Raw genomic sequence first — 25,971 nt, forward strand, 5'->3', positions numbered from 1 at the left:
GTGCGCCGAGCCGTGCTTTGTTTGGTTGGGGCCGCGCTCCTTACTGCGACGATGCTGCTCCTGTCTCACCTCCCCAACGATCGCGTACCGGCGTGGGTGGTGAATCTGGGCGATGACAAGGCGCGACACCTGCTGGCTTATGCCGCGTGGGCGGCTCTCCTGCTCAGGGGCACAAAACCCTGGTGGCCCCGACGGGGTCGGGCATTGCTCGCCGTTACGTGCCTTGCCGCCGCGTTTGCCGCATTGGACGAATGGACCCAGCCCTGGTCGGGTCGCACGTGCAGTGTTTGGGATTTCTCGGCCAGCGTTTTGGGGGCGGTCCTGGGCTGCGCGATGATCCTGGGATGGGAATTGTTTCTCGATGGAGTCGGTCCCAGGCATGTCGGGTGGGGAATCCGGAGCCGTTCAGAACCCCGGCACCTGCCGGCTACGCCGACCTGCCCGAATCCTTCCGACCACATGCCCGTGCACTGAGCCCGCAGGTTCTGTCCGGTGGTTTCTGCGGAGGTGGAAAAGAACCGCGTCGCGGTCGCAGGGCGGGGCCGTCACGCCCCACCGGGTCCGCAACCGGAGGAAGGCGGGATGGACGGTTCCCGGGAGCCCTCCTCGTACGCGCACACGAGGTTGATCACCTCCCCGCAGCGACAGCGGATCTGAAGGGCCACCACGCGGTCGCCGTCGCGACATACCGTGACCATCGGCTGCGACGGACTGGCGCAGGGCCCCGGCGTCAGGGGCGCCGCGGGCGTCTCTGCGGTCGAGGCCGACAAGGGCGAAGCCGTAGCACTCGGGGGGCTCGGGGCACCCGGGCGGAGAGCCGGCTCACCGTTGCCCCATTCACGCAGCGGACGCACCGGCAGGTTGGCCGCGCCCAGTCGGAGCCGGACCGGCCGCGCGGCGGGCACACCGCCGTTGATCTCGAAAAGTGGAACGAACGTGTCAGGGGACGCGGGCGGCATGGGAAAGCGCCGAGGTCTGTGCGGCCGAGAGGGCATCGGCCGTCTCTTTCAGTTTCAACAGGATGGTCACGCGCCGATTGGCCTCGCTGTCCGGAGGCAGGTCGGCCATCGGCATGGTGTCGGCAAAGCCGGAGACCTTGCAGATCTGGGTGGGCAACACGCCGTGTTGCACCAGTTGACGCCGGGCGGCGTTGGCCCGCTCCGTGGACAGCTCCCACGGGCGCAACATCTCACGCTCCTGCGGGGCCGCACGCGTGGTATGTCCCTCCAGTTCGATCTTGAAGGACTGATACCGCGCGATTTCCCAGGCCAGCGTGCTGAAGACCCACTCGCCGTACGGGGTGAATCGGTCCGTGCCCGGCTCGAACACGGGCTTTTGGGATCGATCGAAGACGTTGATCCGCAGGCCGTCACGCGTCAGCTCCAGACGAACCGTGTTTTCCAGGGCGTCTTCCTGCTGGAGGATCCGGGCCAGCTCCTCACTGATGCGACGCATGGTCTCGATTTCCACCGCGGAAATGGACTGGAATTCGCCCTCGGCCTTGTACGTGGCGGTGGTGTCCTTGTTGGGGATGATGCCCACGGATTCCTTGGTCACGGCCGAAAACGGATTGCGAAAGGCGCGTTCCACGGCCTCTTTGATCTTGGTGTCCTGGGCCGTCAGCCAGAGGCAGAGGAACAGGGCCATCATCGCGGTGGTAAAGTCCGCGTAGGCAACCTTCCATGCGCCTCCGTGATGGCCTTTCTTGCCCGCCATGGGATCCGGGACTTACTTGCCGCCGACCTTGATGCCCTTGAGCATGGCCTCCAGTTCCTCTGCGCTGGGTCGGAGGTCGGTGCTCAGGCCGCGCCGGCCCAGCTCGACCGCCGTGATGGGAGCCATGCCGCTGGCAAATCCGGTGACACAGGCGGCGATGCAGCGCAGATAGTCCAGCTCGGCCTCGCCGTTGAACTCCATGTTCATGGCCAGCGGATTGACAAATCCGTAGGACATGAGAATCCCCAAAAAAGTGCCCACCAGCGCCGCGGCCACGTGTTCACCGATCTTTTCGATCGGACCCGAGATGGAGGCCATGGTGATCACGATCCCCAGCACCGCCGCCACGATGCCGAAGCCGGGGAGCGCGTCCCCCGTCTTGGACAGCACGTGCACGGGTGCGTGATGTTCCTGTTCCAGTCGTGCCAGCTCGGTGTCCAGGAGCAGCCGCAACTGGTCGGGCTTGATCTTGCCGTCGATGATCGGTCGCAGGCTGTTGCAGAGGAATTCCACCGCGTGTTTGTTGGCGTAAAACCTGGGATACCGTTTGAAGATGGAGCTGTTTTGCGGTTCCAGCACGTGCTCTTCTAGCGCGATCATCCCGTTGCGCCGGCCCAACAAAAACAACTCGTAGAGCACCTTCAGCAGCTCCTCATACGCCGCACGGTCATAAGGCCGACCCTTCAGGCAAACCAGAAAGCCCTTGACCATGTCGACCAGGACCTTTTTCGGCGACATGACGATCAGCCCGCCCAGCGCGCCGCCGCCGATGATGATGAGCTCGTTGATGTGCCAGAGGGCGCCCAGGTGGCCGCCGCCGATGACGAACCCTCCGAACACGCAGACCACGACGACAATGGAACCAATGAGAATGATCATGCCGCGGAGCGTCCACGAAAGGGTTGAACCAGGCCCGCCTCGTACCGCTGCAAATACGCGCGCAGCGAAAGAATGGCCTGGGCATGAATCTGGCAGATGCGCGACTCGGTCAGCCCGAACGCCTCGGCGATCTCGCGCAGTCGCAGGTCCTCCACGTAATACATCGCCAGGACCTTGCGCTGGATCTCGGGCATTTCCCGCAGGCGCTGGAGAATGATCTGTTTCAGTTCCCGCCGTGCGGCGACCTCGTCCGGGCCCTCTCCGTTCGGATCGGCCACGACATCGTACAAGGCTCCGGTCTCGTCCTCCCCACCGGCGGCATCCAAACAGACAAATGCCGCGGGGCGGATCTCGTCCAGCAGCCGGCCATACTCCTCGGCCGTCATCCCCAGGGCCCGGGCCACCTGGGCCTCCGTGGGCGGTCCGCCCAGTTCCTGTTCCAGCCGGGCCATGGCGTCCTGCACACGACGGGCCTTTTCATGCACGGTGCGCGGCACCCAGTCCATGCGCCGCAGCTCGTCCAACATGGCGCCGCGAATGCGCGTGCGCGCGTAGGTCTCGAAGGACGTGCCACAGGCGGGATTGTAATGACGCAGCGCCTGCAGCAGTCCCACCAGCCCGGCACTCTTGAGATCTTCGAGGTCCACGTGCTCCGGAAGGGTCATGGCCAGCCGCCCCAGCACATTCATGACCAGGGGCAGATACTGCTCCACCAGGGCGTTTTCGGTCTGGCTGTCGGCCTGCCGATGGTACCGCTTCCAAAGTTCCTGGGGAGTGGGCCGCGGCACCGGAGCGGGCTCCGACGGTGCGGGAGGATCGCATGTGGCACGGTTCATACGGTCTTGGTCTCACTTGCAGGTTTGGCCCCGGCCTGCTGACGTGCCCGGAGGGTTTGTTGCCAGCTCTCGACCCACAGCCGGCCCCACCAGCGCAGCAACCACCCACCGACCACCGCCGCTGCGATCCCGCGCCAGAACGCCTCGGGCCAGGGACTCTGAGCCGCCAGGGCCAGCCCCACGCCGGTCAACAGCCCGATCATGGCCCCCAGGATCGTCAGCGCTTTCATAGCACCCGGCTGACGCGGAGCAGGAGCTTTGCCAGAAACCCCGTTGTGCGTCATGAAGGCCTGCCTCCCTCAAAAAAGACCTCTACAGTTGTGCCCCGGCCGGGCGCGGAAACAGCAGGTCCGATTCGGCCGGTCGGAACTCGCCCGGAATTTTTTGCCCGGCACTGAGGAAGCTGATGGGGCAATCCGTCCCCAGCACAAAATTCCAAAGCTTTACCCTCCGCCGTTCCTCGTCCAAGTGGGTGAAGATCAGGTCCACCGGTCGGAACACGGAAAAGGCCGACCACTGTTCGAACAACAGGGCGGTCTCGTAGGCGGCGTTCAGAACCAGATGCACGCAGGGCGAGGGCAGGGATGCCAGTTGCTCCCGCAGGGCGCTCACCGAAGGCGGATCATGTGGATCGATCCCGGGCAAATCCACAAACAGCATCTCCTCCTCCCGGGCCGGTTCCACTCCGTAGCGGTGCACGGGCACGTGCAACATTTCGCAGTGGAGCGTGAGGAATTCAGCGGTGTTGGTGGTGAGCCCGTCCAATCGCCAAACCCGCGCCCGGCGCTCCTGAGCAAGCACGGCCTGGGTCAGCCACTTGCAAAGCACGGTGGTTTTGCCCGACCCCGGAGGACCGATGAATACATGGGGGCCCGGCAACTGCCGGTGCACCGGCGGACAGGGTCGCCAGAATCCGGACAACACCTCCCGAACTCCGCTCCACTCCGCCACCGGCATGTCGGGGGGCTCGGGGCCATGACGCGCGGTCACGGCTGATTCCAACCGGTCCGCATACTCGCGCCAGAGTCCCATGGACTCCAACCAGGCGATGCTGCGCCAGGATCGCCGCCCCTGCATTGCGGCCGCTCTGGGTGGGGTCGGATCTTCAAACGGCACGTAGGCGTCCGGCTGTCCGGCCACTGCCTGCCAATGCCGCTCGCCCCGGTCCGGGGCAAAGGCCACCACCTCGATCGGGCCCTGTCGCTGCCACAACCGCGCCAGCCCGTGCACGGGCAGGCGTCGGACATTGACCACGACCGCCTCGGGCCCCAACTCCGCGTGAACGCGCGCCAGGGCTTCTGCGGTGCTCTCGGCCGTGATCGTGACCAGTTTCATGGCTTGCGCAATACGATCCCTGAAGGCAGCCGCACCTCACCCCGAGGCGCGGCCTCTCGAGCCGGGTCTCCGTGCGTGGCATGTTTCCCGCCAAAACAGTCCCGCAAGCCCACGGCCATCAGACGCCAATCCAGCTCCAGCCCCGGGCGCGCCCCTGCCCGCCTGCGCCGATCCAGGATCTGGAAACGCCATCGCTTCATTCGGGAGCGGGGATCACGGCCGCGCTTTGAACCTGCACGCGGGGAGGAATCTCGGCGTACGAGAGCACCGCCAAATCCCCAAACGTGTGCTCGAAGAAACGTCGGAAGGCCAGGCGCAACTGGGGCGCACACAACACCACCGGCGGATGGCCCGAGGCCAGCATCTGCTGAACGTACTTCGTCAGGCGGTCCATCAAGTGCCGGGCCAGCCGGGGTTCCACCACCAGCGCGATTTCCGTGGGGGTCTGGCGCACCCCCTGGGCCAGCTGCTGTTCCAGGCGCGGATCGAGCGTGATCACCCGCAACGTCCCCTGCTCCGTCTGATAGGGGCGCACCAACTGCGGGCCCAGCGCCCGGCGCGCGTACTCGGACAACTCGTCCGGGTTCTTGGTCACCGCGGCATAGTCACTCACCTTCTCCAGAATGCCGGCCAGGTTCCGAATCGAGATGCCCTCGGCCAAAAGGTTCTGCAGGACCCGCTGCACCTGGCCCAGCGTCAGTTGGGCCGGCACGAGTTCGTTGACCAGTGCCGGATGCGTCTGCTTCAAGTGATCCAGCAGTTGCTGGACCTCCTGGCGTCCGAGGAGTTCATGACAATGCCGACGCAGGGTTTCGGACAAATGCGTCACCAGCACCGACGCGGCGTCCACGACGGTGTAGCCCGCCGCCTCGGCGGTTTTGCGCTCCGCATCCGTGATCCAGGTCGCCGGCAACTGAAAGACCGGTTCCACGGTCGGTACCCCCTTGAGGGTGACCTTGCTGTTGCTGGCGTTCATGGCCAGCCAATGGCCGGGCATCAACTGACCCTGGGCCACCGGATTGCCCTTCAACACGAACCGGTATTCGTTGGTGCTCAGCTGCAGATTGTCGCGCAGTCGGATCGGCGGAATCACGATCCCCATCTCCAGGGCGAAATTGCGCCGCACGCCCGTGATGCGCTCGAGGAGGTCCCCGCCCTTGCGCGGATCCGCCAGGGGCACCAGTCCGTACCCCAGCTCGATCTGCAGCGGGTCCAACGTCAGCAGGTCTTCCAGTTTCTCCTGGGCCCGTGCTTCGGCGGCCGTGGCAGCTCCGGCCGCGTTTTTGCCCGAAGGAGGCGCGGCTGCCCCCGGTTCGGCGACCTCGTCCGGAGCCGGCTGCAGCCCGCCGTGACGGTGCAGCACGTGCGCCAGGGATCCGGTGACGGCCGCCATCGCCAGGAACGGCAACATCGGCAGCCCCGGCACCAGCGCCATGAACCCGAGCATCACCGCCAGAATCGTCAGGGCCCGCGGGTAAAACAGCAGTTGCCGCCCCAGTTCGTGTCCCAGGCTGCTTCGCGCCGTCGCCCGCGTGATCAACACGCCCGCTGCCGTCGACGTGATCAGGGCGGGCACCTGGGACACCAGACCGTCGCCGATGGACAGAATGGTGTACCGCTGCAGTGCCTCGGCCATGGTCATGCCCTTTTGCAGGATCCCGATGGCAAATCCGCCCAGAATGTTGATGAGGGTAATCAGCACCGCGGCAATGGCGTCGCCGCGCACGAACTTGCTGGCGCCGTCCATGGCCCCGTAAAAGTCCGCTTCCTCTTCCACCTGACGCCGCCGCCGCCGCGCTTCGGCCTCGTTGATCAGGCCCGCATTCAGTTCCGCGTCGATGGCCATCTGCTTGCCCGGCAGGGCATCCAACGTAAACCGCGCCGCCACCTCGGCGATGCGCCCCGCGCCCTTGGTGATCACCACGAAATTGATCAGGACCAGGATGAAGAACACCACCAAGCCAACCACGTAATTGCCGCGCACCACGAAGTTTCCGAAGGCTTCGATGATGTGCCCGGCGTACCCGTCCAGCAGAATCAACCGGGTCGAGGCCACGTTCAGGGCCAGCCGGTAGAGGGTGATGAACAACAAGAGGGTGGGAAAACCGGTAAAATCTGCCGGCTGCCGCAGGTAAAGAATCACCAGCAAGGTCAACAGCGAGATGCTGATGCTCAGCGCCAGCAGCAAATCCAGCACCGCCGGTGCCACGGGCAGGATCAGCAGCAGGATCGTGCCGAACAGGGCCACGACCAGCCACAGATCGCCGTATCGCGCCAGACGGCGCAGCCGATCACTCCATACGCCCATGACCAGGTTCCAACGTCCGTGCCGCTGGCGCGCCCCGAGGTCCGCCCCTTGAACCTCCCGTCCGGCGCCTCACCCTGGAGCACGTCCAACGGTCTGCCCGCGGCAAAGCAGGAACCTGGCCAACTTCGAATCCCTGAGCCAAACCCGGATCAGCGGCGTGCCTGCGCCCACCGCTGGGCGCCCGGTAAGGATGACCCGCCGCGAGCGGATCAAGAATTCCCCCACCCCGTCGCGCCCCTTGCAGCAACACCTTGGGTCGCAAGGTGATACTGCCAGAGAGCGTTTTCCACCGCAGGCCCGTGCGGTGACCTGGCACGCCGCGTCGTATGCAAGCACGTGGAACCCGGGTCGCCGCCGCCGTCCGAATTGTCCCCGGTAGACGATCTGGTGGCGCAGGCGCCAACCGGGATCCCTCCGCCTAAGCCGACTCCAAAACCTCTATCCCCCAGCCCCGGTCCCAAGCTTCATTTGCCCGGCTCGAGATAGAGGCCGAACTCCGACAACGCCGGACAAGCAGCTGCACGCGTGACGCGCAAGCGCACCCGATCCGATTCGACCGCCTGCGGCAGCCGTATCAACCGCCGATTCCCGATGCTCGTCGCCCGGGCAAACTCCTTCCACTGGTCGCCTTCCCAGCAGTCCAGGGCGACCGCTTCGATCCGTTGCCCCAACGGCAGATACTCGCGCAACTCCACCACGTTGAAGCGGACCGGACCTCCAAACCGAAACTCCACCCACGGGGTAAACTCCTCGTCCGGCGCGCACCAAAACGTATCCCGCCGGCCGTCCAACAGGTTGCCGGGAGCGTACGCAGGCTCCGGACCCCGAACCGCCGAGGCTCGTACTCGAGCCCCTGCCGCCCGATTGGTCGCAAACGTCGCATCCAGAGTTCGACGGAACGCCATGAGGGCACGAACGTCGTTCTCATGGATCCGGCCCCGCCGATCCGGGGGGATGTTCAGATTGAGGCAGCACCCCCGGCCCACGCTCGCGTAGTAAATTTCCAGCAGCTGTTCCGGGCTCTTGACGCGCTCGTCCTCGGCCGGATGATAAAACCACCCCGGCCGAATGCTCACATCACACTCGGCCGGCACCCAGGCCGTCCCGGGTCGCTCTCCGTTCGGCAAACCCTCGGCACTGCCGCCCGGATACCGGCCCGGCCTGGTCAGATCGAGCGTGGCCCAGCATGGATCGCCGGCAATTCCCCGCTCGTTGCCAATCCACCGGAAATCCGGTCCCGCATCACTAAACATGCAGGCCATGGGTTGCAGCGATCGAACCAGCTCCCAGGTGCGTGGCCAGTCGTAATAAGTCCGGTTGTCGATGCGGCGCGTCTCGCGGGCCCCGCCGTAATAGCCGTCGCCTCCGTTGGCGCCATCGAACCATACGGCGAAAAGTTCTCCATAGCCCGTCAAGAGCTCGCGCAGTTGATTCCGGTAATACTCCAGGTAGGCCGGCCGCCCGTACTCGGGATGGTTGCGATCCCACGGGGACAGGTACACGCCGAACTTCAGTCCGTGCCGCCGGCATGCCTCGCTGATCTCTCGCACCACGTCCCCTTTGCCGTCCCGCCAGCGCGACCGTTTCACGGAGTGCTCCGTGTAGGCCGAGGGCCACAGGCAGAATCCGTCGTGATGCTTGGCCGTGAGAATCAATCCGCGCATGCCCGCCGCCCGCGCCACGGTGACAATCTGATCGGCATCGAACGCCGTGGGGTGAAACACGGCCGGGTCCTCGTCCCCATAGCCCCACTCCCGGTCCGTGAACGTGTTCACGCCGAAGTGGAGGAAGCCGTAGAACTCCATCTCGTGCCAGCGCAGCTGTCGTTCCGTGGGCGTCGGCCCGTACGGCTGCGGCGGGCCTGCCGCGCAGCTTTCTGGGGCGAAGGTTGCTGCCGCCACCCAGGCCGCCGCGCAAACTGCCCCGGGTCCGATTCTTTTCCGCCGCCCCGGCCCACCCTGCCGCCCGATCGTCCAGTCATTCATGGCCCCTTCACTGCCACCATGCAGCGCCCTGTGCAACCGAAACCTGCAGTCGCCTGTCCCTTGCAGGCCAGCGATCTGGCCCGTCGATGGGAGGGGTCGCTGGCGCATTTCCCGCCGCGCCCCCGGTGCGCCGGCGCCGGGCCCAAAATGCGGAAGGGCCGGAGCTGGCGCTCCGGCCCCTCACGTTCGATGGGATGCGCTCAACGCGAGCCCCGGCCGCCCCGTTCAAATCGGGGCCGCTCCGACCGCGGGGGTCGGTCCTCGCGAGGCCGGGCGATGTTTACCGTCAGCGTCCGCCCCTGGAACTCGCGATTGTGCAGCTGTTCCACCGCGCGGGCCGCCTCCTCCGGAGTGGCAAACTCGACAAACGCAAATCCGCGCGACTTGCCCGTCACGCGGTCGAACATCACGTTCACCGAAGTAACCACCCCCACTTGGGAGAAGTACTCCTGCAGGTCACTCTCCATCGTCTGATAGGAGAGATTCCCAACGAACAGTCTGGTGGGATTCATGGTCACGAACCTTGTCTGATCGACGTGCCGGACGGAGGTGGGAGGACTGCACCGGCAGACCTGCGGAATGTCACACTGTCTTCACTCGCGGACAATCTGTCGAACCTGACACCGACTTCTGTTCGGCCATCGAACAGACGCGACCTTCATACCACAACGGCCCCCTTCGTCAAGTCCCTTCATGGCCATCATCAGCGGTTGGATCGCCCCGACGGGCTAAAAAAAAAAATCTCCTCGGCCGGCGCGTGAACCTCCCTTGTCATGCATGCTTGGCCCTGCCCCAAAGCCTTTTCAAACCACCGAATCCCCTCGCCGTATCGGCTGCACGGCGCCAACGGTGACCTCCGACCCGTAACCAGCCTGTCCTCAGAGGTCCCTTCTGTCATACGGGGAATACAGGTTCCGACTTTCCCACGCCTTCCATCATGGAGCGACTCGCTCGCGTGCAATGTCGGTATTTCGGAGTTGGGGCAAAGCCAGCCGGTGCGGTGCCCCCGGGATCGACTTGGAAGGGCAACGCTAATGCCGCACGGGTCGCAGCCCGGTCCGCAGTCGCCGGACACCACGGTCGGGGGAACCCTGGAATACCCTACGCCCCGACGGGGGCTGTGTTTCCCAGCCAATCACCGGAGGGACCTGTCCTCGATGACTCAAGAGAGCCGAACCGCCTTGGGAACGAGTCTTGATCTGGAGCGGGTCCGCCGGAGGCCCAAATGGAGCGAACACCCTGCCCGGGCTGCACTTGACTCCCAGCCATGACCCCGGATCGGAACGACTTGCCGCGTAAGCAGCTGCCCTGGGTAGGAACTGCAAGGAACCCGGCTGAATCCTGCCCCGACTCCCGGGTCCGGTCAGGGGTCGGCTTCGCGCGTTTTATTGCACGCCCGCGGCTTCACCTTGGCACGAGCGCTGCCAGATTCGCTTCGTGTTCGGCGTCGCTGCGTTCCTGGAGATCGGCGCGCCCCTTTTCAGGATTCGGTCCCAGGGTCGCCTCGTCGCTCCAGCGAATCCGCGGCGCTCCGGCCGAGCGCGTCGCTTTCGTCCGGGCCAGCCGCTCCCGCTGCTCCGCCGCGAAGTTCGGCCAGTCTCGCACCGTGACCAATCGCACACTTCCGTCCACAAACACGACCTCATGAGCCAAACCCGGCCGACGCTGGCCGTTATGATCGAGCCCTTCCACTTTATCCCAAGCCACCGCCAGTTCCGGGTCGTCATCGTCGCGCAGCCCCTCCACGTAGTGCCAACCGCAACTGGCCGGGTCCAGCCCGCCCGCAGCCAGAGCCTGCTCGACAAGCTCGCGCGCCAAGTGTCTTCCCCCGAGAAACGCAGGAGCGGTCGGGTCCCACCGTGCCAATTAGCCCCATGGACCCCTCCGGCATTGCTTCCCCACAAGGGAACCACCCGCCGTGGTCAGCCGCATGAAGCCGCAGTGCCAGCCCGAGTTGTTTGGAGCATGCGTGGCTCGGCCCATGGGGAAAGGCGGCTCGCCACCTCAGGAGCCCGGTCAGCACCAGTGCAAGCGCAGCGAAAGCGACTGCCACGGCCCAGCACGGCCTCTTGGTCAGCTTCTTCCCCATGATCCGCCTCCCAATCCTGTGCCTGCGAGAGTTCTGGAGACAAGTGCCGGATCGGGCAGCGACGGAATTCCGGTCCTTCCCCCTCGCTCCTGGACCGGCTGCGACGGGCCTCCCGCCCCCCGGATCGGGCTGCGGGCTGGCCCGTTGCCGCGTCTCAGCTCCCTCCACGCTACGAATGAGCTTTTGTGCCGGCTGGGCGCTCCGCATCATCGGATCGGCTCGGGCACGGCCGCGCCGTCCTTGCGCGGGTCCGAGGCGCCGTAGTTGATCCCGCGCGCATCGTCGCGCATGACCGCCTGGCCGCCGCCCACCGCGTCGGCAAAGGGCGGCAGAGTGGTTATCTGATGGCCGCGGGCCGCCAGGGCGGCACGGATCGTTTCAGGTACCCGCGTCTCGATCTCGACATCCGCACCGTCAAAGGTGAGCTTGGTGAAACGCGGCGCCTCGAGCGCGGCCTGAATGTTCAGCCCGAAGTCCACCACGTTGGCCACGAACTGGGCGTGCGCCTGGGCCTGATTCCATCCGCCCATGATGCCGAAGGCAATCCGCACCCGGCCCCGCTCCATGAGGGCGGGAATGATGGTGTGCAGCGGTCGTTTCCGGGGCGCCAGCACGTTCGGATGCGCCGGGTCCAACGTGAACAGCCCGCCGCGGTTTTGCAGGCCAAAACCGGTCCCCTCGGCCACCAACCCCGAGCCGAACCCCCGGTAGTTGCTCTGAATCAGCGAAACCATGTTTCCCTTCGCATCCACCACGCACAGGTAGGTGGTGTCGGCCCCCGCCGCGGGCGGCCGGCCGGGAGGCGCGTGGGTGCTGACGTGTTGGAGGTCGATCAGGCGCGCGCGTTCGCGAGCATAGGCCTTGTCGAGCAGACCGGCCACGGGCACGCGCGCAAAGCGCGGATCGGCCACGTACCGGAGCAGATCGGCGTAGGCCAGTTTCTTGGCCTCGATCATCACGTGCCAGGTTCGAACGTCGTCGCGGCCCCACTCCGACAGCGGGAAGATCTCCATCAGATTGAGCATCATCAACGCGGCGATGCCCTGCCCCTGGGGCGGCAGCTCATAGACCGTCCAGCCGCGGTAGGTGGTGGCCAGGGGCGTGACCCATTCGGGTCGGAATTCGCTCAGGTCTGACTGCATCCAGGGCGCACCATGGGCCCGGGCGCAGGCCAGCAGGCGGCCCGCCACCGCACCTTCGTAGAAGGCGCGTCGGCCGCCGCGCGCCACTTGTCGCAGCGACCAGGCCAGGTCGGGATTGCGGAAAACCTCACCCACTTCCGGCGCGCGGCCCGCGGGCAGAAATGTCCGGGCCGCCACGGGGTCCCCCCGCAACAATGCCTCGCTGGATTTCCAGTAGCCCGCCACGATTTCCGACACCGGAAAGCCTTCCTCGGCCAGGCGAATCGCCGGGTCGAGCAGGCGGGCGAATTTCTTGCGGCCGAACCGACCATGGAGCGCGTCCCAACCCGCCACACAGCCCGGGATGGTGACGGACCAAACGCCCCGCTCCGGCATGTCGGTGAAACCGCGCGTACGAAGCAGCTCCGGGTTCAACCCCGCCGGTGCCCAGCCGCTGGCGTTCAAGCCGTAGAGCCGGCCGGTGCCGGCCTCGTACACCAGGGCGAAAAGATCGCCACCCATCCCGCAGGTCATGGGGGCCACCACCCCCATCACGGCGTTGGCGGCAATGGCCGCGTCCACGGCGGTGCCGCCCTCGGCCAAGACTTGCGCCCCGGCCTGCGAAGTCATCGGATGCTCGCTGGCGACGATGCCCTGACGGGAGATGACCTGCGAACGACCCTGGACCCGTTCCGCGGCGGCCGGCAGTGCAGACATAAAAGCGACCGCCAGCGCGAGCGCACCCGCGGCGGGGGCAGCACACCGGGTTTGTTTCATGCTGCCAGCATGGTCAAAACGTTCGCGGAAACCAGCCCGAATCGAGCCCAGGGTTGGGCGGCCGGCACTGCGCCCGGACCAGACGTTGCGATGCATGAAATGACCGCCGCTGGTGCCCGGGACTCCCCGTCGCGCCATGCCCGCGGGGCACGAGACCTGTCCGCATGCTCACCAGCCTGCAGCCGGCCGGAGGCCGTTCCCCGCACTCGGCGGACCGGAATCATGCTTGATCGTGACCCAGCTCGCGGCGAACCTGCATCCGTATAACGGGCATGGACGCTCCATGTTCCCCACCCGCCCCTGGCATGAACATGAAACCTTTCAGGGTGCTGATGCTCTCTGCGCTGACCGTTGTGGCCCGGGGACAAGCCGTCGATCCGCGCGAGGGCCCTCAGGACACGTCCGGCCTTCTTCATTATGCGCCGGCCCCGCCGGACAATCCGCTCAAGGGCTTTGTCTCGTATCCTCGCCCACAGACCGGTTTCCCGCGCAGCCTGGAGTGGGATTACATCCCCCTGGCAGCGGTGATGACCGGTCCGACGAACTTCGATTGGGGCCCTTTCGAACGAAAGCTGCAGCAGGCCGCGGCGCGCGGCTGCCAGTTCATCGCGCGGTTCTACCTGGAATGGCCCGGCCGCAGCACGGGCGTGCCCCGGTTTCTTCTCGATTCCGGTCTTTTGCTGCGTACCTGGACCAACACCAACACCCAACCATGGCCGGCCGCAGTGGATCACACGCCGGACTACGAGGACCCGCGGCTGCGCACCGCACTGACGAACTTCATCCACGCCTTCGGAGCGCGCTACGACGGCGACCCGCGCCTGGCGTTCGTGCAGGTGGGACTGCTGGGTACCTGGGGCGAATGGCATAACCACCCCAACCACCAATGGTTCGCCTCCAAAACGGTCCAGCGTGAACTGCTGGATGCGTACGAGGCGGCGTTTCGCCGGACAAAACTGTTGGTCCGCTACCCGGCCGGACCCGACCACCCCCGCTACGCCGACAACAGCACCCGTCCCCTGGGCTACCACGACGATTCGTTCGCCTGGGCCACGGTGCATACCGGACGCAGCGAAGACGAGTGGTTCTTCGAAACCCTCCTGCGACGCGCGGGCGCCACAAACAAATGGCGAACGCAACCCATGGGCGGCGAAGTCCGGCCGGAAGTCTGGCATTGCTTGTTCGACGAGCCATCGTGCGCACCCCGGGGACAGGAGTTCGATCGCTGCGTGCAAGCCACGCACGTTTCGTGGCTGTGCAACGAGGGCGTCTTTCGCCCCGACTTCCAGGGCCCTGCGCGCGACCGCGCCCTGCGTGCAGCCCGGCGGATGGGTTATGAGGTTCACATCTTCCGCGCGACCACGGATCGCACGGACAGCGGGTACACCGTCACGCTGTGGGTCACGAACACCGGCGTCGCGCCGTTCTACTACGACTGGCCGGTGGAACTGAGCGCCCTGGACGTCTCCGGCAGAATCAGGGCCACTTGGAAAACCGACTGGAAACTGACCGGCATTCTGCCGGGGGAACCGGCGCGCGTGTGGCAACACCATCTGCCGAAGGACGCGTGGGCCACGCCGGGCACTCGTCTGCTGGTGCGCGCACTCAATCCCATGCCGGGCGGCCGGCCGTTGCGCTTCGCCAATCAGGAACAGGACCGCCATCTGGAGGGCTGGCTGACCCTTGGGACGCTCCCACCGTGAGGAGCCGTCGGCACGCAAGCTGAAAGACCGCGATGGATTCGGGCCCCGCCGGGCGACATCAAGTGCACGCGATCCGGCGTGCGACATTAGCCCAGGGCGTTGCGCCGCGGGCTGCGGTGGGACAGCCGGGATACCCACTCTCGAGGATCGAGCGGAACGGTTGTGGCGGCGAGTCGAGGACCGGCACCTAAGTGCGGCGGCGGCTTATATCCTGGAGCGCTGTCGGGCACTTCGCGGCGGCGAAACTGGCACGCTGTGGGGAGGGAAGCGCCGACGCCCGGGCCTGGCTGGAGCCGTGGAACACCAACCGACGAAACAATCGGCGGTGAAGGGAATCGGGCAGTCCCAGAGGAATGGCCGGGCGAACGGGGCGCGGCCAGTCCCGCATGGGAAACGGGGGCTACGAGAATGTCCCGCTGCGGCAGCGCCACGGCCGGACGGACGACCGGAGCGCGCAACGGCGGAAGGAGCCGTTGGGTAGCGGGGCAAAGGAGGCGACGTGTGCGCAGGATCACTGCCGGTTCCAGCGGATCGGGCAGTTATGGAGTCTGGCTGGAGACGAAGCGAGGGTTTGTCCGGATACCTTATGGCCTGCTTGAACCGCTGCACACAGGCAGGTGCTCCGAAGACAGTGATTTGCCATTCCAATACTCCCCTTCCAACGAAGTCGCCGAAAGCTTCGAGACTGAGGCCAAGGAAAAATTGTTCTTGCCATCACACCAGCAAATGGCCAGGTTGCCTGCCGCTGCTGGGGGGCCAACATGACCCGCGGATGGAACCATGTATCTCCCCGGGAGGGCAGGATGAAGGGACGGCGTTGTTCCCCCTGCCATTTGTCAACCGTAACCAATCAGAGATGGAAAGGAATCCGCCGTGAAACGCATCCAACGACTGTGGGCATTGCTGTCTTGCATTCTGCCCCTGAGCGCTTCCGCCGAAGTCTTCAGCCTGTCCGGGGATTTTGATCATAACAACAATCCCAACGCCGGCGGCTGGTCCTATTTCAATAATTCCTCGCTTCTACCCAACCAGGTGCCGCTCAACAACGGCAACGCACTCTACCCGGCCGTGCTTCCTCGTTTCTTCGCCACCGGGCCCAACCTGAACACGGACACCCCGATGGTCATCAAAGCCGGAGTCAACGGCTCGTCCGCGGGCGAGACCGATGCCGACTTCCTTCAGGGCGACATTTTGATTCACAGCCCCAACAGCGCCACCAGCATCCTCACGGTTCAATGGACTGCTCCGGAAGCAGGGTCCATCGATTTCACCAGCGACATCTGGTACGCGCATTCCGTGGTCAACCGTGCCAACGCGGTGAGCATCTTCTTGAATTCGACCCCGCTGGGCAGTGCCACCATCTCTCGGACCTCCTACAGCAACCGCAACAATCCCTGGCGCGTCGCCCTCAATGATGTGGCGGTCAATGCCGGCGATACGCTCCGGTTCCAGTTTCAGAAGTCCGCCGGCCAGACTGTTGGTTCCCTCAACGGCGTGGCCGTGACAGTTGATTTCACCCCCATTCCCGAACCCGGCACGGCGACGCTGCTGCTCATCGGGGGCGGGTTTCTGGGCCTGATGAGCCGACTCCGCAGTGGTCGCCCGTAACCGGCTCTTCAAGGGCCGGACCGGTACGAGAGAACTACAGGGGGATGGGTCGATCCGGCTCCTGCCATCGGACACCGGCCGCGCACCCGCTGCCCCCGAACCGGTCTCCTGCGGACGCGTCTTGGGAGACCCGTCGGTCTGCAGGCGAACTGGAGCGCAGCACAAACCGGCGGTGGCCGTGGCTCGGATACCCGGGCCGGCAGGTCCCCAGGAAAGGTTCGAGGGCCCCCGCGTGTCCGGGACGGACGGCCCCTCGTTCGGTTCGAGCGGGCCGGCGTGTCGAGCCACTTCATCGGCTTCGATTCCAGGCGGCGCGTGCCATCTGGGCGCGCTCTGCCCGGAGGGTCGCCGAATTGCATTTGCGATGCATGCCCCGCGCAACCCGCCGGCACGGTTCAGCCGAGAGCGGGGTTGGAGATTGGCCCGGGCCCCCACCGCGAGCAGCGTGGGTCCGTGCTACCCGGGCTGCTGATCACGTCGGAAGCCACGACTCCCCGCGCGGGGAACCGCGGCGGCCGGCGTGTGCGCCTGTTCAGGGAAACAATCTCGGATCGGTCAGAACGCGGAGGAATTCCTCGCGACAGGCGGCCAGGTCGGTGGCTGACTTGGGGATCACCAAGAGGTCGCCCGCTTGGCCGGGCTCGACCTGAAGAAATTCGACCGGCCTGCCCCGGAATTCGGCCCGTCGGACCTCGGCGGCCGTCCAGCATCGGGGTTGCCACAGCCACACCAGCGGGGCGCCGTCACCGAGCTGGTTGGCGCGGCCGAGATCGGTGCGGATGAGCCGCTTCATGTCCTGCGTGAAGGGATTCTCCGGCAGCCTCTCGAAGTCCCGGGCGGTGAACACGGAATCTTTGTCCCAAAACGCACCGCCGCCCCAGTCCACGTAGCGGGTCTTCTTCGCCACGATGTAAGCCGACCAGCCGTCCTTGCCGTTGTAGCCATATGAACTGACGGTCAGGTTGAAGACCACGAGGTTCGAGGCGATTTCCGGCGCCAACAGCAACGCGCTGGCCGCGGTGGTCAACGGACCGCCCGCGATGATCAACAGAGGCTTGTGCGGCGAGGCCCGCCGCGCCTCCTCGATGATGAGCCGGGCCCCCGGCGATTCCCGGGGCACTGTATCCTCGATGCGGCCGCTGGCCGGCCGCACCAACACCTCGTCGGCCCCTCGCACCGGATCGGGAATGCCCCGCAGGCCCGAGGCCCGCGCCAGCGCGATCGCCTTCCGTGCATCGTCCAGGCACTGCTCCATTTTGTAGAGGTAACCCTTCTCCCAGTCCCACATGTCGCGGGTGACAATGTTGCCGCGAAGATCGGCCCGGCCCAGCGACACCCGGGCCCAAAGATAGTTGTTGTCGAAAACGTCGAACCACCAGTCGTTGTCGTAAAGGATCGGGTTGTCCGGACCAACGCCCTCCAACTGGACCGCACTCTCGACGATTCGAAAGGCCGGCGCCACCGCGGTGGCGGGTAGCACGGCGGCAGCCAGCCACAGGAAGCAGAGTTGAGCCCCAGCGTTCATGGCCGTTTCCCCGGGGGCGGATAATTCCCGACCGCATCGTCCAGCACCAGGACCCAATCGAGCGTTTCGCCCGGGTCCGGCGGGATGAACTCGCGTTGGCCGGTGCTGGAAAAAGTTCCCGCGGGCCGGGCCGTGCCATCGCGCGGATTGAACCACCATGCCCGCACCTTCGCGCCGCGAATTACGTCCATCCGCACTTTGAAGGACCGGCCCACCGGCGCGTACACCATGGCATAGGTTCCGTCGGTATCCCGTGTGGCCACGAACCGATATCGGCCCGCGCCCGGCACACTGGTGGGCACGCGATCGCTCACGATCATGGAGTCATCCGGGATGCGGGTCAGGAACGGGCGCGACAGCAAGAGCCGTTTGGCATGCTGCATTTGGGCGGCGCCGGGTTGATGAATCGCCTGTGACCAGGGCATGAGGGGATGGTTGACGGGGTCCCGACCCGGCGCCCACATCTGCCAGACCGAATGATGACCGTAGGTGTGGCCGAAGGCGCCGGTGAACAGGTCCCAGTACAATGGCCGGCGCACATCGGCGGCGATGGAGTGCCCGAGTTTGGCGGGGTCAAACGACACGGGGTGATCCTCGTAAATCGGTTCGCCGTCCAGCACCGGTTTCGCCGGGGTGCGATCATAGTCCTTGCGCGTCTGGTCGTAGCGGCCGGTGAACTCCGTGCCGTGGCCGTTCTGGCGCATGTTGAAATCCAGCCACTCCTCGTCATGGAAGTACTGGGCCGAGCCCTGACCGCCCATGGGATGAAAAGTGATCAGATGGGCCCCGCCGTCGCCCCGGCGCAGGCCGCGGGCCATGGCGCGAATGATTTCGCGGTGCGTGTCGTTTTCGACGGGCCGGTCGCCGCCCAGAATCCAAATCAGCCCCGCGTCCTTATACCTCCGGCCCAGCCATTCCCCGTAGACCTCGGCATTCTGTGGCGTGAAGATTTCGGGGCCCACGCCCCACTTCTTGTTCCACTTGTCGCCCCAGGTGGGCAGGAACCCGACGTACAGCCCCAGGGCGTTGGCCCGCTGCACGATCCAGTCCACATGATCCCAGTAGTCGTTGTCAGGGCCGTCCCGCACCTCCGGTCGGGTGGGATCATGTTCGACCAGCGGGCGGTGGCCGTAAGGATTGGGAGTGTTCAGTCCGTCCAGTTCCGCCAGCGCCACGGCCTGGATGACGGTAAATCCCTGGGCCGCGCGTGTTTTGAGGTAAAGCTCCGCCTCCTCGCGGTTCAGCCGATGGAACAACTCCCACGCCGTGTCACCCAGCCAGAAAAACGGTCGCCCGTCGGTGGTCACGAGGAACCGGCGGTTGTCGGAAACTTTCAAGCGAGGCAAAGAAGACGCGGCTGCGTGGAAGGCACTGGTCACCATCGCCACGCAAGCAACGAGAACCGCGCCTGCTCGGTGCAGGCCGGCAGGGAAGGGAGTCTCGAGGTCGAACCGGCGGTCAGCTGGGGTCATGGCATTCGATCGGTTTCGTCGTTCAGTCGAGGTCTGGTTCAAGGCCGTCACAGCGCATGCGGCCCCGGGGCAACTCCAGATCGTCAGTCACGCGGCAGGTGTCAAGCGCGACCTGGCTGGAAGCGGAAACGCCGCGCCAGCCGTGCCGCCGGTTCATGCACCCCACACGCAAGAGCCCCCCGGACCAAAACGAGCGTCCAGGTGGCAGATACCATTCTGGGGTGTTTCACCAGGGCTCCGGCCCGGTCCCCAAGATTCTGTTCCGAGCAAACTCGCTTCAGCCACAGAAGCTCTGCGCCCGGCCAAGCCAGCAAGAGCGCCTCCGTTGAGGCTCGGCGAGACCCCGCGCCCAAGTTCCTGTCGGAGGCGGGCAGCGGCCGGAGGCACGGCCCACCAGGGGAGATGGTAGCCCGCCTCCGCTGCGCTACGAGTTGCGAGGCCCGGCTTGGGCTTCTCCGATACCAGACACCCTGGGCGCGGAGCGGTGCGCCATGGAATGAAAACTTGATGACACCTTGGCCGCCCATGCAGCCCCTTCAGGAGCCGCCCATGTCATTCATCAAACGGGGTGGGCTGTTGATGCCCCTACCTGCGTTTTACCCATCAGACGGGTTCAGCAGGGCTCGATCGTTCAGGAGCCGACGCGCGAGTCCCTGACGGACCAAGATCCTGCCTCACAGCCTCGTTGCGTTCCCCATGATGCTGGGTGTGTCCATCTTCCCGTCCGCTCGCCGGGCGCGATTCTCAACCCGCGGCAATGCATGAGAATCCGACAAACTGCGGAATCAGTGGGCCTTTTGCGCGACATCCCCGGAAGGACAATGCTTTTGACGCCGCACCTTGCAGAGACCCACGGGCACCCAAAAGAGGCTCCAATGCCTCAGGTTTATGGGCAAATTCCTCGCCGGGCCGTCCCTTGCTTTGCGGGAGGGTTCGAGCCATTTTCCCGCCGGCCCCTGTCGAGGGCAAAGTCAGCCCCGACCACCGCTGACCTGTCCACGCCAAGTGCTGTGCCGGCTCGACGCGGAGGCGGTAGGCAGTCGAGCCGGCGAGTCGAAGAACCATCCCTCTGACGAGATCATCTGTATGGACACGAGCCATCTGCCGTGCTTTCACCCCACAGGGGTTCCGCCCGGATCCCGCCGGGCAGCTGCGCATACAACGGTCGATGGGGCAAGAGTCGGGTGGCCATGAGGTGCACTCATGGCGCCTGTTCGCCTGCCACGGGCCCGGCCGTTGCGTTCGTTGGCGCCGACCAGCCGCGGGAGATCGGGTGACGTACGCGCTGCCTCCGGGCCACCGCGTTGCAGGCGGGACGCGCCCCACATGCGAGTTTGTCTTCGATGGGAGGATGCGAAAAAGGCCGTGAATAGGCCAAAAAGATGTTGCGTCGAACCGGTGCGGCGTATAAACAAGGCGCCAGATGCACCGAGTTCGGGCAGGAAGGACCGGCGGAAGGGCCTTCCTGCTGTGCGATCGAAACCATTGAACCAAACCGAAGACGGAGGAACCGAATGAAACTGAATCAGTGGACGTTGGGATTGGCGGCGATGGGGGTGATCAGCCTCTCCTCGGCCGTCCGGGCGGAGGAGGCGTCTGTCCCCCTGATGACGGCGCTTTCATCCACCGTGATCAGCGGTTACGTGGACACGTCGGCCCAGTGGAACCTCGGCACGGGCACGGGGAACAGTGTTTTGCCGCCGCTGTTCGGAGGAGTCGACAAGGCCGACGGGTTCAACCTGAATGTGGTCCAGTTGTCCATCTCCAAGCCGTTGGACGAGACCGACTGGGCGGCGGGATATCGGGTGGACCTCTGGCTGGGACCGGACGCCAACAGCCTGGGAACCCAGTCCACGCTGAGCACGGGCTCGGGTGATCTGGCGATCCGGCAGGCCTACGTCGCGTTGCGCGCCCCGGTCGGCAACGGTGTGGATCTGAAGATGGGTGTGTTCGACAGTGTCATCGGCTACGAATCCATCGCAGCCGTGGACAATCCGAACTTCACCCGGTCCTATGGCCGGACGATCGAGCCGACCACTCATACCGGCGTGCTGGCCTCGTACCGGGTCAATGAGCTGGTGAGCCTGTCCGCGGGCGTGGCCGATACGGTGGGTCCGCAGATCAACAGCCGCGCCTGGCCCACCAAGGCCGAGTCGTACAAGACCTACATGGGCTCGATCGCTTTGACGGCCCCGGACACTTGGAGCTTCCTGGCGGGGTCCACGCTGTACGGCGGCGTTGTCAACGGGTTCAGCTCCGGCATCAACGACAACCAGACCAGTTGGTACGTGGGTGCCACCGTTGCGACCCCGATCGAAGGTTTGCGCTTCGGGGCGGCTTGGGACGTGCTGGATCTGCATGACCAAACCGGCGACGCCTGGGCGGTGAGCGTCTATGGCTCGTACGCCGCCACCGAGAAGCTCAGCCTCCATGTCCGTGGCGAACTGGCCACTTCCGTGGCGAACCTGTGGCCGGGTCTTGCCTCCGGCGCGGAGAACAACCAGGTGTGGTCTCTCACCGGCACGGTCCAGTACGACCTGTGGCAGAACGTGCTGACCCGGGCGGAAGTGCGCTGGGATCATGCTGACGAGGGCACCTACTTCTCGTCCGACAGCGGCTTCAACCGCCGGAACTCGGTCCTGCTCGCAGCCAACGTGATTTACAAGTTCTAACCTCGTTGAGCTGATTTGACAGACCCCTCCCGGTGCAACCGGGAGGGGTTTTCATTTGGCGCGCCTCGCTCACGCTTTCGATCTCAGGAAGACGACGGTGACGGGAAGAGATCCCGCGGCCTTGCGCCGCCCGGCTGACCTGTCTTTCGGAAGCTCAGGGGAAGCAGGTCCCAACCGGTCTCCGTGCCGAATCCCTCGTCCCCCCGTTGCAGCTCTCGACGGCGACCCTTCACCGCGCGCTTTCCGTTTTTGAGCCCCGGATTCGAGATGCTGACGGAACGGACTTTTCCCTCGGCCCATCCAGGCCGGGGAACGCCCGAAACTGTGCCGGGCTTTCGGAGGTGCTCAAAACCTGAAATGCGGCGGTCCGCTGCCCCGGCGGGGGTGAAAGTTTGACATGTCGCGCTCCGTGGATAGCCTGTAGGTCTCCGGTCCGGAGCCGTGCGACTGGGGGCCGGGACGCCGGGAAAGCGAAAGCCTTTCCCTTTTCGGAGCGCTGGTTGACCCGTGGACTGCCGGAGAGGTGCTCTCCGGTTTTTGAGGGATCGGAAATGCTCCGCCATCCGGACTGCAAGTGCGGCGGGGGCGCCCACATCGTCCGGGCGGACAACGCAGGCAAAAGGCGGGGCAATGAGTGATGCGAACCTTGACCGCCGAGCCTCCAATCTCCCGGCCCGGGCCACGCACCCGGCACCCGGCATGGTGGTGGGCCGCGGCTGCCGCGCGCGGGAGCGGTCGAGGATAAGGCCGAGAGCCCCCGGGACAGTCCGGGGATGTAACGAGTTCAACAACGATGCGGAACGAACCCATGGAGTCGAAGCGAGTGGCCAAGCTGGAGCTGGACGGTCAGGTGTACGAGTTGCCGATCGTCGTCGGTTCGGAGGGGGAGAAGGCCATTGACATCAGTCGCCTGCGCGAGCTGACCGGGTACATCACCCTGGACGACGGATATGCCAACACGGGGTCGTGCGCCAGCGCCATCACGTTCATCGACGGCGAGAAGGGGATTCTGCGGTACCGGGGCATCCCCATCGAGGAGCTGGCGGAAAAATCCAACTTCATCGAGACGGCCTGGCTCCTGATTTACGGCGAGCTGCCGACGCGGCAACAGCTGCAGCGGTTCTCGGACCTTCTGACGGAGAACCAGGATCTGCACGAGGACCTGAAGCATCATTTCGAAGGCTTCCCCGCCACGGCGCACCCCATGGCCATTCTGTCCTCGATGATCAACGCCAGCAGCTGTTTTTACCCGGGGCTGATGGGTCCGGCCAACCGGGAGCGGTTCGAAGTCCACGCGGCACGGCTGCTGTCCCAGGTGCGCACGATTGCCGCCTTTGCGTATCGCAAATCGCGCGGCCTGCCGATCATTTACCCGCGTCGCAAGTACAAGTACACCGCCAATTTCCTGCACATGATGTTCTCGGACGTGTACGAGGACTATCCGCTGCGGCCGGAGGTGGTGCGGGCGCTGGATCTGATCTTCCTGTTGCATGCGGACCACGAACAGAACTGTTCCACCTCCACGGTCCGAATGGTGGCTTCCAGCCAGGCGAATCTCTTTGCCAGTGCCTCGGCGGGCGTGTGCGCCCTTTGGGGCCCTCTCCACGGCGGGGCGAATCAGGCGGTGATTGAAATGCTGGAGGAAATCCATGCCTCCGGTGGCGACGGCCGGGAACTGATCGAAGCGGTCAAGAACAAGCAGGGCGGGCGACGTCTCATGGGCTTCGGTCACCGGGTTTACAAGAACTACGATCCGCGCGCCCGCATCATCAAGAAGGCGTGCGACGATCTGCTGAACGCGCTGCAGATCCGGGATCCGCTGCTGGACATTGCACGGCGGCTGGAAGAAGCGGCGCTCAGCGATTCCTATTTCATCGAGCGGAAGCTGTATCCGAACGTGGACTTCTACAGCGGCATCATCATGCGGGCCATTGGCCTGCCCAAGGAAATGTTTCCGGTCATCTTCGCCATTGGCCGCATGCCGGGGTGGATCGCCAATTTCCGGGAAATCCTGCTGGCGCCAAAACCCAAGATTTACCGTCCACGCCAAATCTATACCGGGCCGACCCTGCGGCACTATGTACCGATCGAGGAACGAGGGTGAGGTCGGTCGCGGAGCCACCCTCCTGTCCGTCCGAACGCCTCGGCTTTTTCCCCGCGCCCGGCGGTCGGCCCGGACAGCCCTTGGATACGTCGGTTCCGAGCTTGGCAAACGACATTCCTTTCGGCCAATTTGGTTGCAGTTGAGCGCGGCGGTTTGCCGTCTCAGGCAACCTGTCTCACAGAATCTTATGAAGGCACCTCGACTTGTTGTCCTGACAGACCTGGGTCACTTCAAGGCAGCCCGATTTGAAACCACGATGCGGGGGACCCCGCGCCTGGAGCCGCTGGAGGACACGCGGCTTGAATTGTACCCCAACCGGGTTGTGGACAAGGTCACCGACCTGGCGGGGCGGCACGCCGCACCGGTCCAGAAACACTGGGGTGCGCCCATGGCCGACGCGCACAATCTCAAGTTGGAGACCCGGCGGCGTCTGGTCAAAACCATAGCGGGCAAGATCGTGAAGCTGATGCAGCAGCATCCCGATCTCCCCCTGTGGCTGGCCGCGCCCGCGGAGATCAATCATCTGATCCTGGACGAGCTGCCGGCCCGCCTGCGGCCCCGGGTGGAGGCCAACCTCGCGCGGGACCTGACCAAGGCCAGCCAACGCGAGGTTCTGGCCGCATTTCCGAGGTTGCGCACCGCCTGAGGCAGCCGGCGACGCCTGGAAGCCCGGCAGGCCCCGGGGGCGTTTTTTATGCGATGGTCCATACGCATTGCCCGAGTGGCGGGGATCGAGGTGCGTCTGCACCTGACGTTCCTGCTGTTTCTGGCCTGGATCGGAGCCAGCTACTACCACCTCGGCGGGCCGGCGGTCGCGTGGCAGGGGATCCTGTTCATGCTCGCCCTGTTCGGCTGCGTGTTACTGCATGAATTCGGGCACGCCTTTGCCGCCCTGATGTTCGGGATTCGCACGCCCGACATCACGCTGCTTCCCATTGGAGGCGTCGCGCGGCTGCAGCGCATGCCGGACCAGCCCTGGCAGGAACTGGTGGTCGCTGTGGCGGGCCCGCTGGTCAACGTGGTGATTGCCGCAGTGCTCATCTTCCTGCTGGGTCAACAGCTTTCCTTCGAGCATTTGGAACGGCTGAACGTGCCCGGGGTGGCACTGCTGGCCAAGCTGGCCACCGTCAACATCATGCTGGTGTTGTTCAACTTGATTCCGGCCTTCCCGATGGACGGGGGGCGGGTCCTTCGCGCCCTGTTGGCCATGGCGTTGCCCTACAGCCGAGCCACCCAGATCGCGGCAACCATCGGGCAGGGACTGGCCTTTGTGTTGGGCTTTGTGGGGCTGTTCACCAATCCGATGCTGATCTTCATTGCGTTTTTTGTGTTCCTGGGTGCGCAGCAAGAGGCTGCCGCCGCACAGATCAAGGACATCAGCCGGGGTCTGCCGGTCGCAGAAGCCATGGTCACCCATCTGGTGCCGCTGCCCCCGCACGCCGTTCTGGACGACGCCGTGGAGGCCCTGCTCCGCACCGCACAGCACGAGTTTCCCATTCTCGATGCGGACGGCAGAGTGCTGGGGGTGCTCACGCGGGACGACCTGATCGCGGCGCTCAAACGATTTGGTCCCCACCACCCCGTGACCGAGGTGATGCGGCGCGACCTGCCGGTGGTCTACAGTTACGCTCCCTTCGAGGAGGCCTTCCGGCGCATGCAGGAATGCGGTTGTCCGGCGTTGCCGGTCGTGGATGGCACCGGACGGTTTGTGGGACTGATTACTCCCGAAAACGTGGGGGAACTGATGCTGGTGCACGCCCTGCGTCCGCGGGAGGCCCGTCCGCCCTGGCGGCGCGCCGCACCGTGGCCCCTGTGAAGTTTCCCCCGGCTCCTTCGAAACG

At 65.3% G+C, this 25,971-nt stretch carries 21 protein-coding genes; 7 read left to right on the forward strand and 14 right to left on the reverse strand.

The genetic code is table 11. The annotated features are described in order from the left end of the window. Window positions 1-51: 51 nt before the first annotated feature. Window positions 52-474 (forward strand): VanZ family protein, encoded by a 423-nt coding sequence (locus ACPDIT_RS01870; protein ID WP_423441033.1) that lies wholly within the window; start codon window positions 52-54, stop codon window positions 472-474. 71 nt (window positions 475-545) lie between these two features. On the opposite strand, the gene ACPDIT_RS01875 is transcribed toward ACPDIT_RS01870, so the two are convergent. From ACPDIT_RS01875 to ggt, 12 genes are all read right to left on the reverse strand, one after another. Beyond that, window positions 546-959, reverse strand: coding sequence for a hypothetical protein (locus ACPDIT_RS01875; RefSeq protein ID WP_423441035.1), 414 nt, complete (start codon window positions 957-959; stop codon window positions 546-548). After that, window positions 940-1,716, reverse strand: coding sequence for a flagellar motor protein MotB (locus tag ACPDIT_RS01880; RefSeq protein WP_423441037.1), 777 nt, complete (start codon window positions 1,714-1,716; stop codon window positions 940-942). Before ACPDIT_RS01880 ends, ACPDIT_RS01875 begins: the two co-directional genes overlap by 20 nt. Before the next feature lie 12 nt (window positions 1,717-1,728). Continuing rightward, the gene (gene motA / locus ACPDIT_RS01885) at window positions 1,729-2,595 is read right to left on the reverse strand and encodes a flagellar motor stator protein MotA (RefSeq protein ID WP_423441039.1); all 867 of its coding nucleotides are present in this window, start codon (window positions 2,593-2,595) and stop codon (window positions 1,729-1,731) included. Next, window positions 2,592-3,431, reverse strand: coding sequence for a sigma-70 family RNA polymerase sigma factor (locus tag ACPDIT_RS01890; protein WP_423441041.1), 840 nt, complete (start codon window positions 3,429-3,431; stop codon window positions 2,592-2,594). Before ACPDIT_RS01890 ends, motA begins: the two co-directional genes overlap by 4 nt. Further along, complete coding sequence (locus ACPDIT_RS01895; protein ID WP_423441043.1) at window positions 3,428-3,661, reverse strand: hypothetical protein; 234 nt, start codon at window positions 3,659-3,661, stop codon at window positions 3,428-3,430. The genes ACPDIT_RS01890 and ACPDIT_RS01895 overlap by 4 nt, the downstream gene beginning before the upstream one ends. Before the next feature lie 82 nt (window positions 3,662-3,743). Then, window positions 3,744-4,766: a hypothetical protein gene (locus tag ACPDIT_RS01900; protein WP_423441044.1), complete on the reverse strand. Its 1,023-nt coding sequence runs from the start codon at window positions 4,764-4,766 to the stop codon at window positions 3,744-3,746. Next, a complete protein-coding gene (locus tag ACPDIT_RS01905; RefSeq protein WP_423441046.1) occupies window positions 4,763-4,966 on the reverse strand; it encodes a hypothetical protein in 204 nt (67 codons plus the stop codon). Before ACPDIT_RS01905 ends, ACPDIT_RS01900 begins: the two co-directional genes overlap by 4 nt. Then, window positions 4,963-7,074, reverse strand: a complete 2,112-nt coding sequence (gene flhA, locus ACPDIT_RS01910) for a flagellar biosynthesis protein FlhA (RefSeq protein WP_423441048.1) — start codon at window positions 7,072-7,074, stop codon at window positions 4,963-4,965. The genes ACPDIT_RS01905 and flhA overlap by 4 nt, the downstream gene beginning before the upstream one ends. A gap of 464 nt (window positions 7,075-7,538) precedes the next feature. Beyond that, complete coding sequence (locus tag ACPDIT_RS01915; protein WP_423441049.1) at window positions 7,539-9,059, reverse strand: alpha-L-fucosidase; 1,521 nt, start codon at window positions 9,057-9,059, stop codon at window positions 7,539-7,541. A 200-nt stretch (window positions 9,060-9,259) separates the two neighbouring features. Further along, complete coding sequence (locus tag ACPDIT_RS01920) at window positions 9,260-9,571, reverse strand: RNA recognition motif domain-containing protein (protein ID WP_423441051.1); 312 nt, start codon at window positions 9,569-9,571, stop codon at window positions 9,260-9,262. A gap of 892 nt (window positions 9,572-10,463) precedes the next feature. Next, on the reverse strand, window positions 10,464-10,877 hold the full coding sequence (locus ACPDIT_RS01925) for a hypothetical protein (protein ID WP_423441053.1): 414 nt from the start codon (window positions 10,875-10,877) through the stop codon (window positions 10,464-10,466). Between the two features lie 477 nt (window positions 10,878-11,354). Further along, on the reverse strand, window positions 11,355-12,986 hold the full coding sequence (gene ggt, locus ACPDIT_RS01930) for a gamma-glutamyltransferase (protein ID WP_423441055.1): 1,632 nt from the start codon (window positions 12,984-12,986) through the stop codon (window positions 11,355-11,357). 371 nt (window positions 12,987-13,357) lie between these two features. Between ggt and ACPDIT_RS01935 the strand changes: the two genes are divergently transcribed. Continuing rightward, on the forward strand, window positions 13,358-14,749 hold the full coding sequence (locus ACPDIT_RS01935; protein WP_423441056.1) for a DUF4832 domain-containing protein: 1,392 nt from the start codon (window positions 13,358-13,360) through the stop codon (window positions 14,747-14,749). A gap of 873 nt (window positions 14,750-15,622) precedes the next feature. After that, complete coding sequence (locus ACPDIT_RS01940; protein ID WP_423441058.1) at window positions 15,623-16,357, forward strand: PEP-CTERM sorting domain-containing protein; 735 nt, start codon at window positions 15,623-15,625, stop codon at window positions 16,355-16,357. 532 nt (window positions 16,358-16,889) lie between these two features. On the opposite strand, the gene ACPDIT_RS01945 is transcribed toward ACPDIT_RS01940, so the two are convergent. After that, window positions 16,890-17,882: a hypothetical protein gene (locus tag ACPDIT_RS01945; RefSeq protein ID WP_423441060.1), complete on the reverse strand. Its 993-nt coding sequence runs from the start codon at window positions 17,880-17,882 to the stop codon at window positions 16,890-16,892. Next, on the reverse strand, window positions 17,879-19,219 hold the full coding sequence (locus tag ACPDIT_RS01950) for a glycoside hydrolase family 140 protein (RefSeq protein ID WP_423441061.1): 1,341 nt from the start codon (window positions 19,217-19,219) through the stop codon (window positions 17,879-17,881). Before ACPDIT_RS01950 ends, ACPDIT_RS01945 begins: the two co-directional genes overlap by 4 nt. Window positions 19,220-20,868: 1,649 nt before the next feature. Here ACPDIT_RS01950 and ACPDIT_RS01955 point away from each other — a divergent pair. From ACPDIT_RS01955 to ACPDIT_RS01970, 4 genes are all read left to right on the forward strand, one after another. Beyond that, the gene (locus ACPDIT_RS01955) at window positions 20,869-22,026 is read left to right on the forward strand and encodes an outer membrane beta-barrel protein (RefSeq protein ID WP_423441063.1); all 1,158 of its coding nucleotides are present in this window, start codon (window positions 20,869-20,871) and stop codon (window positions 22,024-22,026) included. Window positions 22,027-22,819: 793 nt separating this feature from the next. Next, window positions 22,820-24,130, forward strand: a complete 1,311-nt coding sequence (locus ACPDIT_RS01960; RefSeq protein WP_423441065.1) for a citrate synthase — start codon at window positions 22,820-22,822, stop codon at window positions 24,128-24,130. 187 nt (window positions 24,131-24,317) lie between these two features. Next, window positions 24,318-24,776: a host attachment protein gene (locus tag ACPDIT_RS01965; protein ID WP_423441067.1), complete on the forward strand. Its 459-nt coding sequence runs from the start codon at window positions 24,318-24,320 to the stop codon at window positions 24,774-24,776. A gap of 48 nt (window positions 24,777-24,824) precedes the next feature. After that, window positions 24,825-25,946 carry a M50 family metallopeptidase gene (locus ACPDIT_RS01970; RefSeq protein ID WP_423441069.1) on the forward strand — a complete coding sequence of 374 codons (1,122 nt, stop codon included), beginning with the start codon at window positions 24,825-24,827 and terminating at the stop codon, window positions 25,944-25,946. The last annotated feature ends 25 nt before the right edge of the window (window positions 25,947-25,971 follow it).

The sequence above is a fragment of the Limisphaera sp. VF-2 genome (genome assembly GCF_049537125.1).
Taxonomy (GTDB): Bacteria; Verrucomicrobiota; Verrucomicrobiia; order Limisphaerales; family Limisphaeraceae; genus Limisphaera.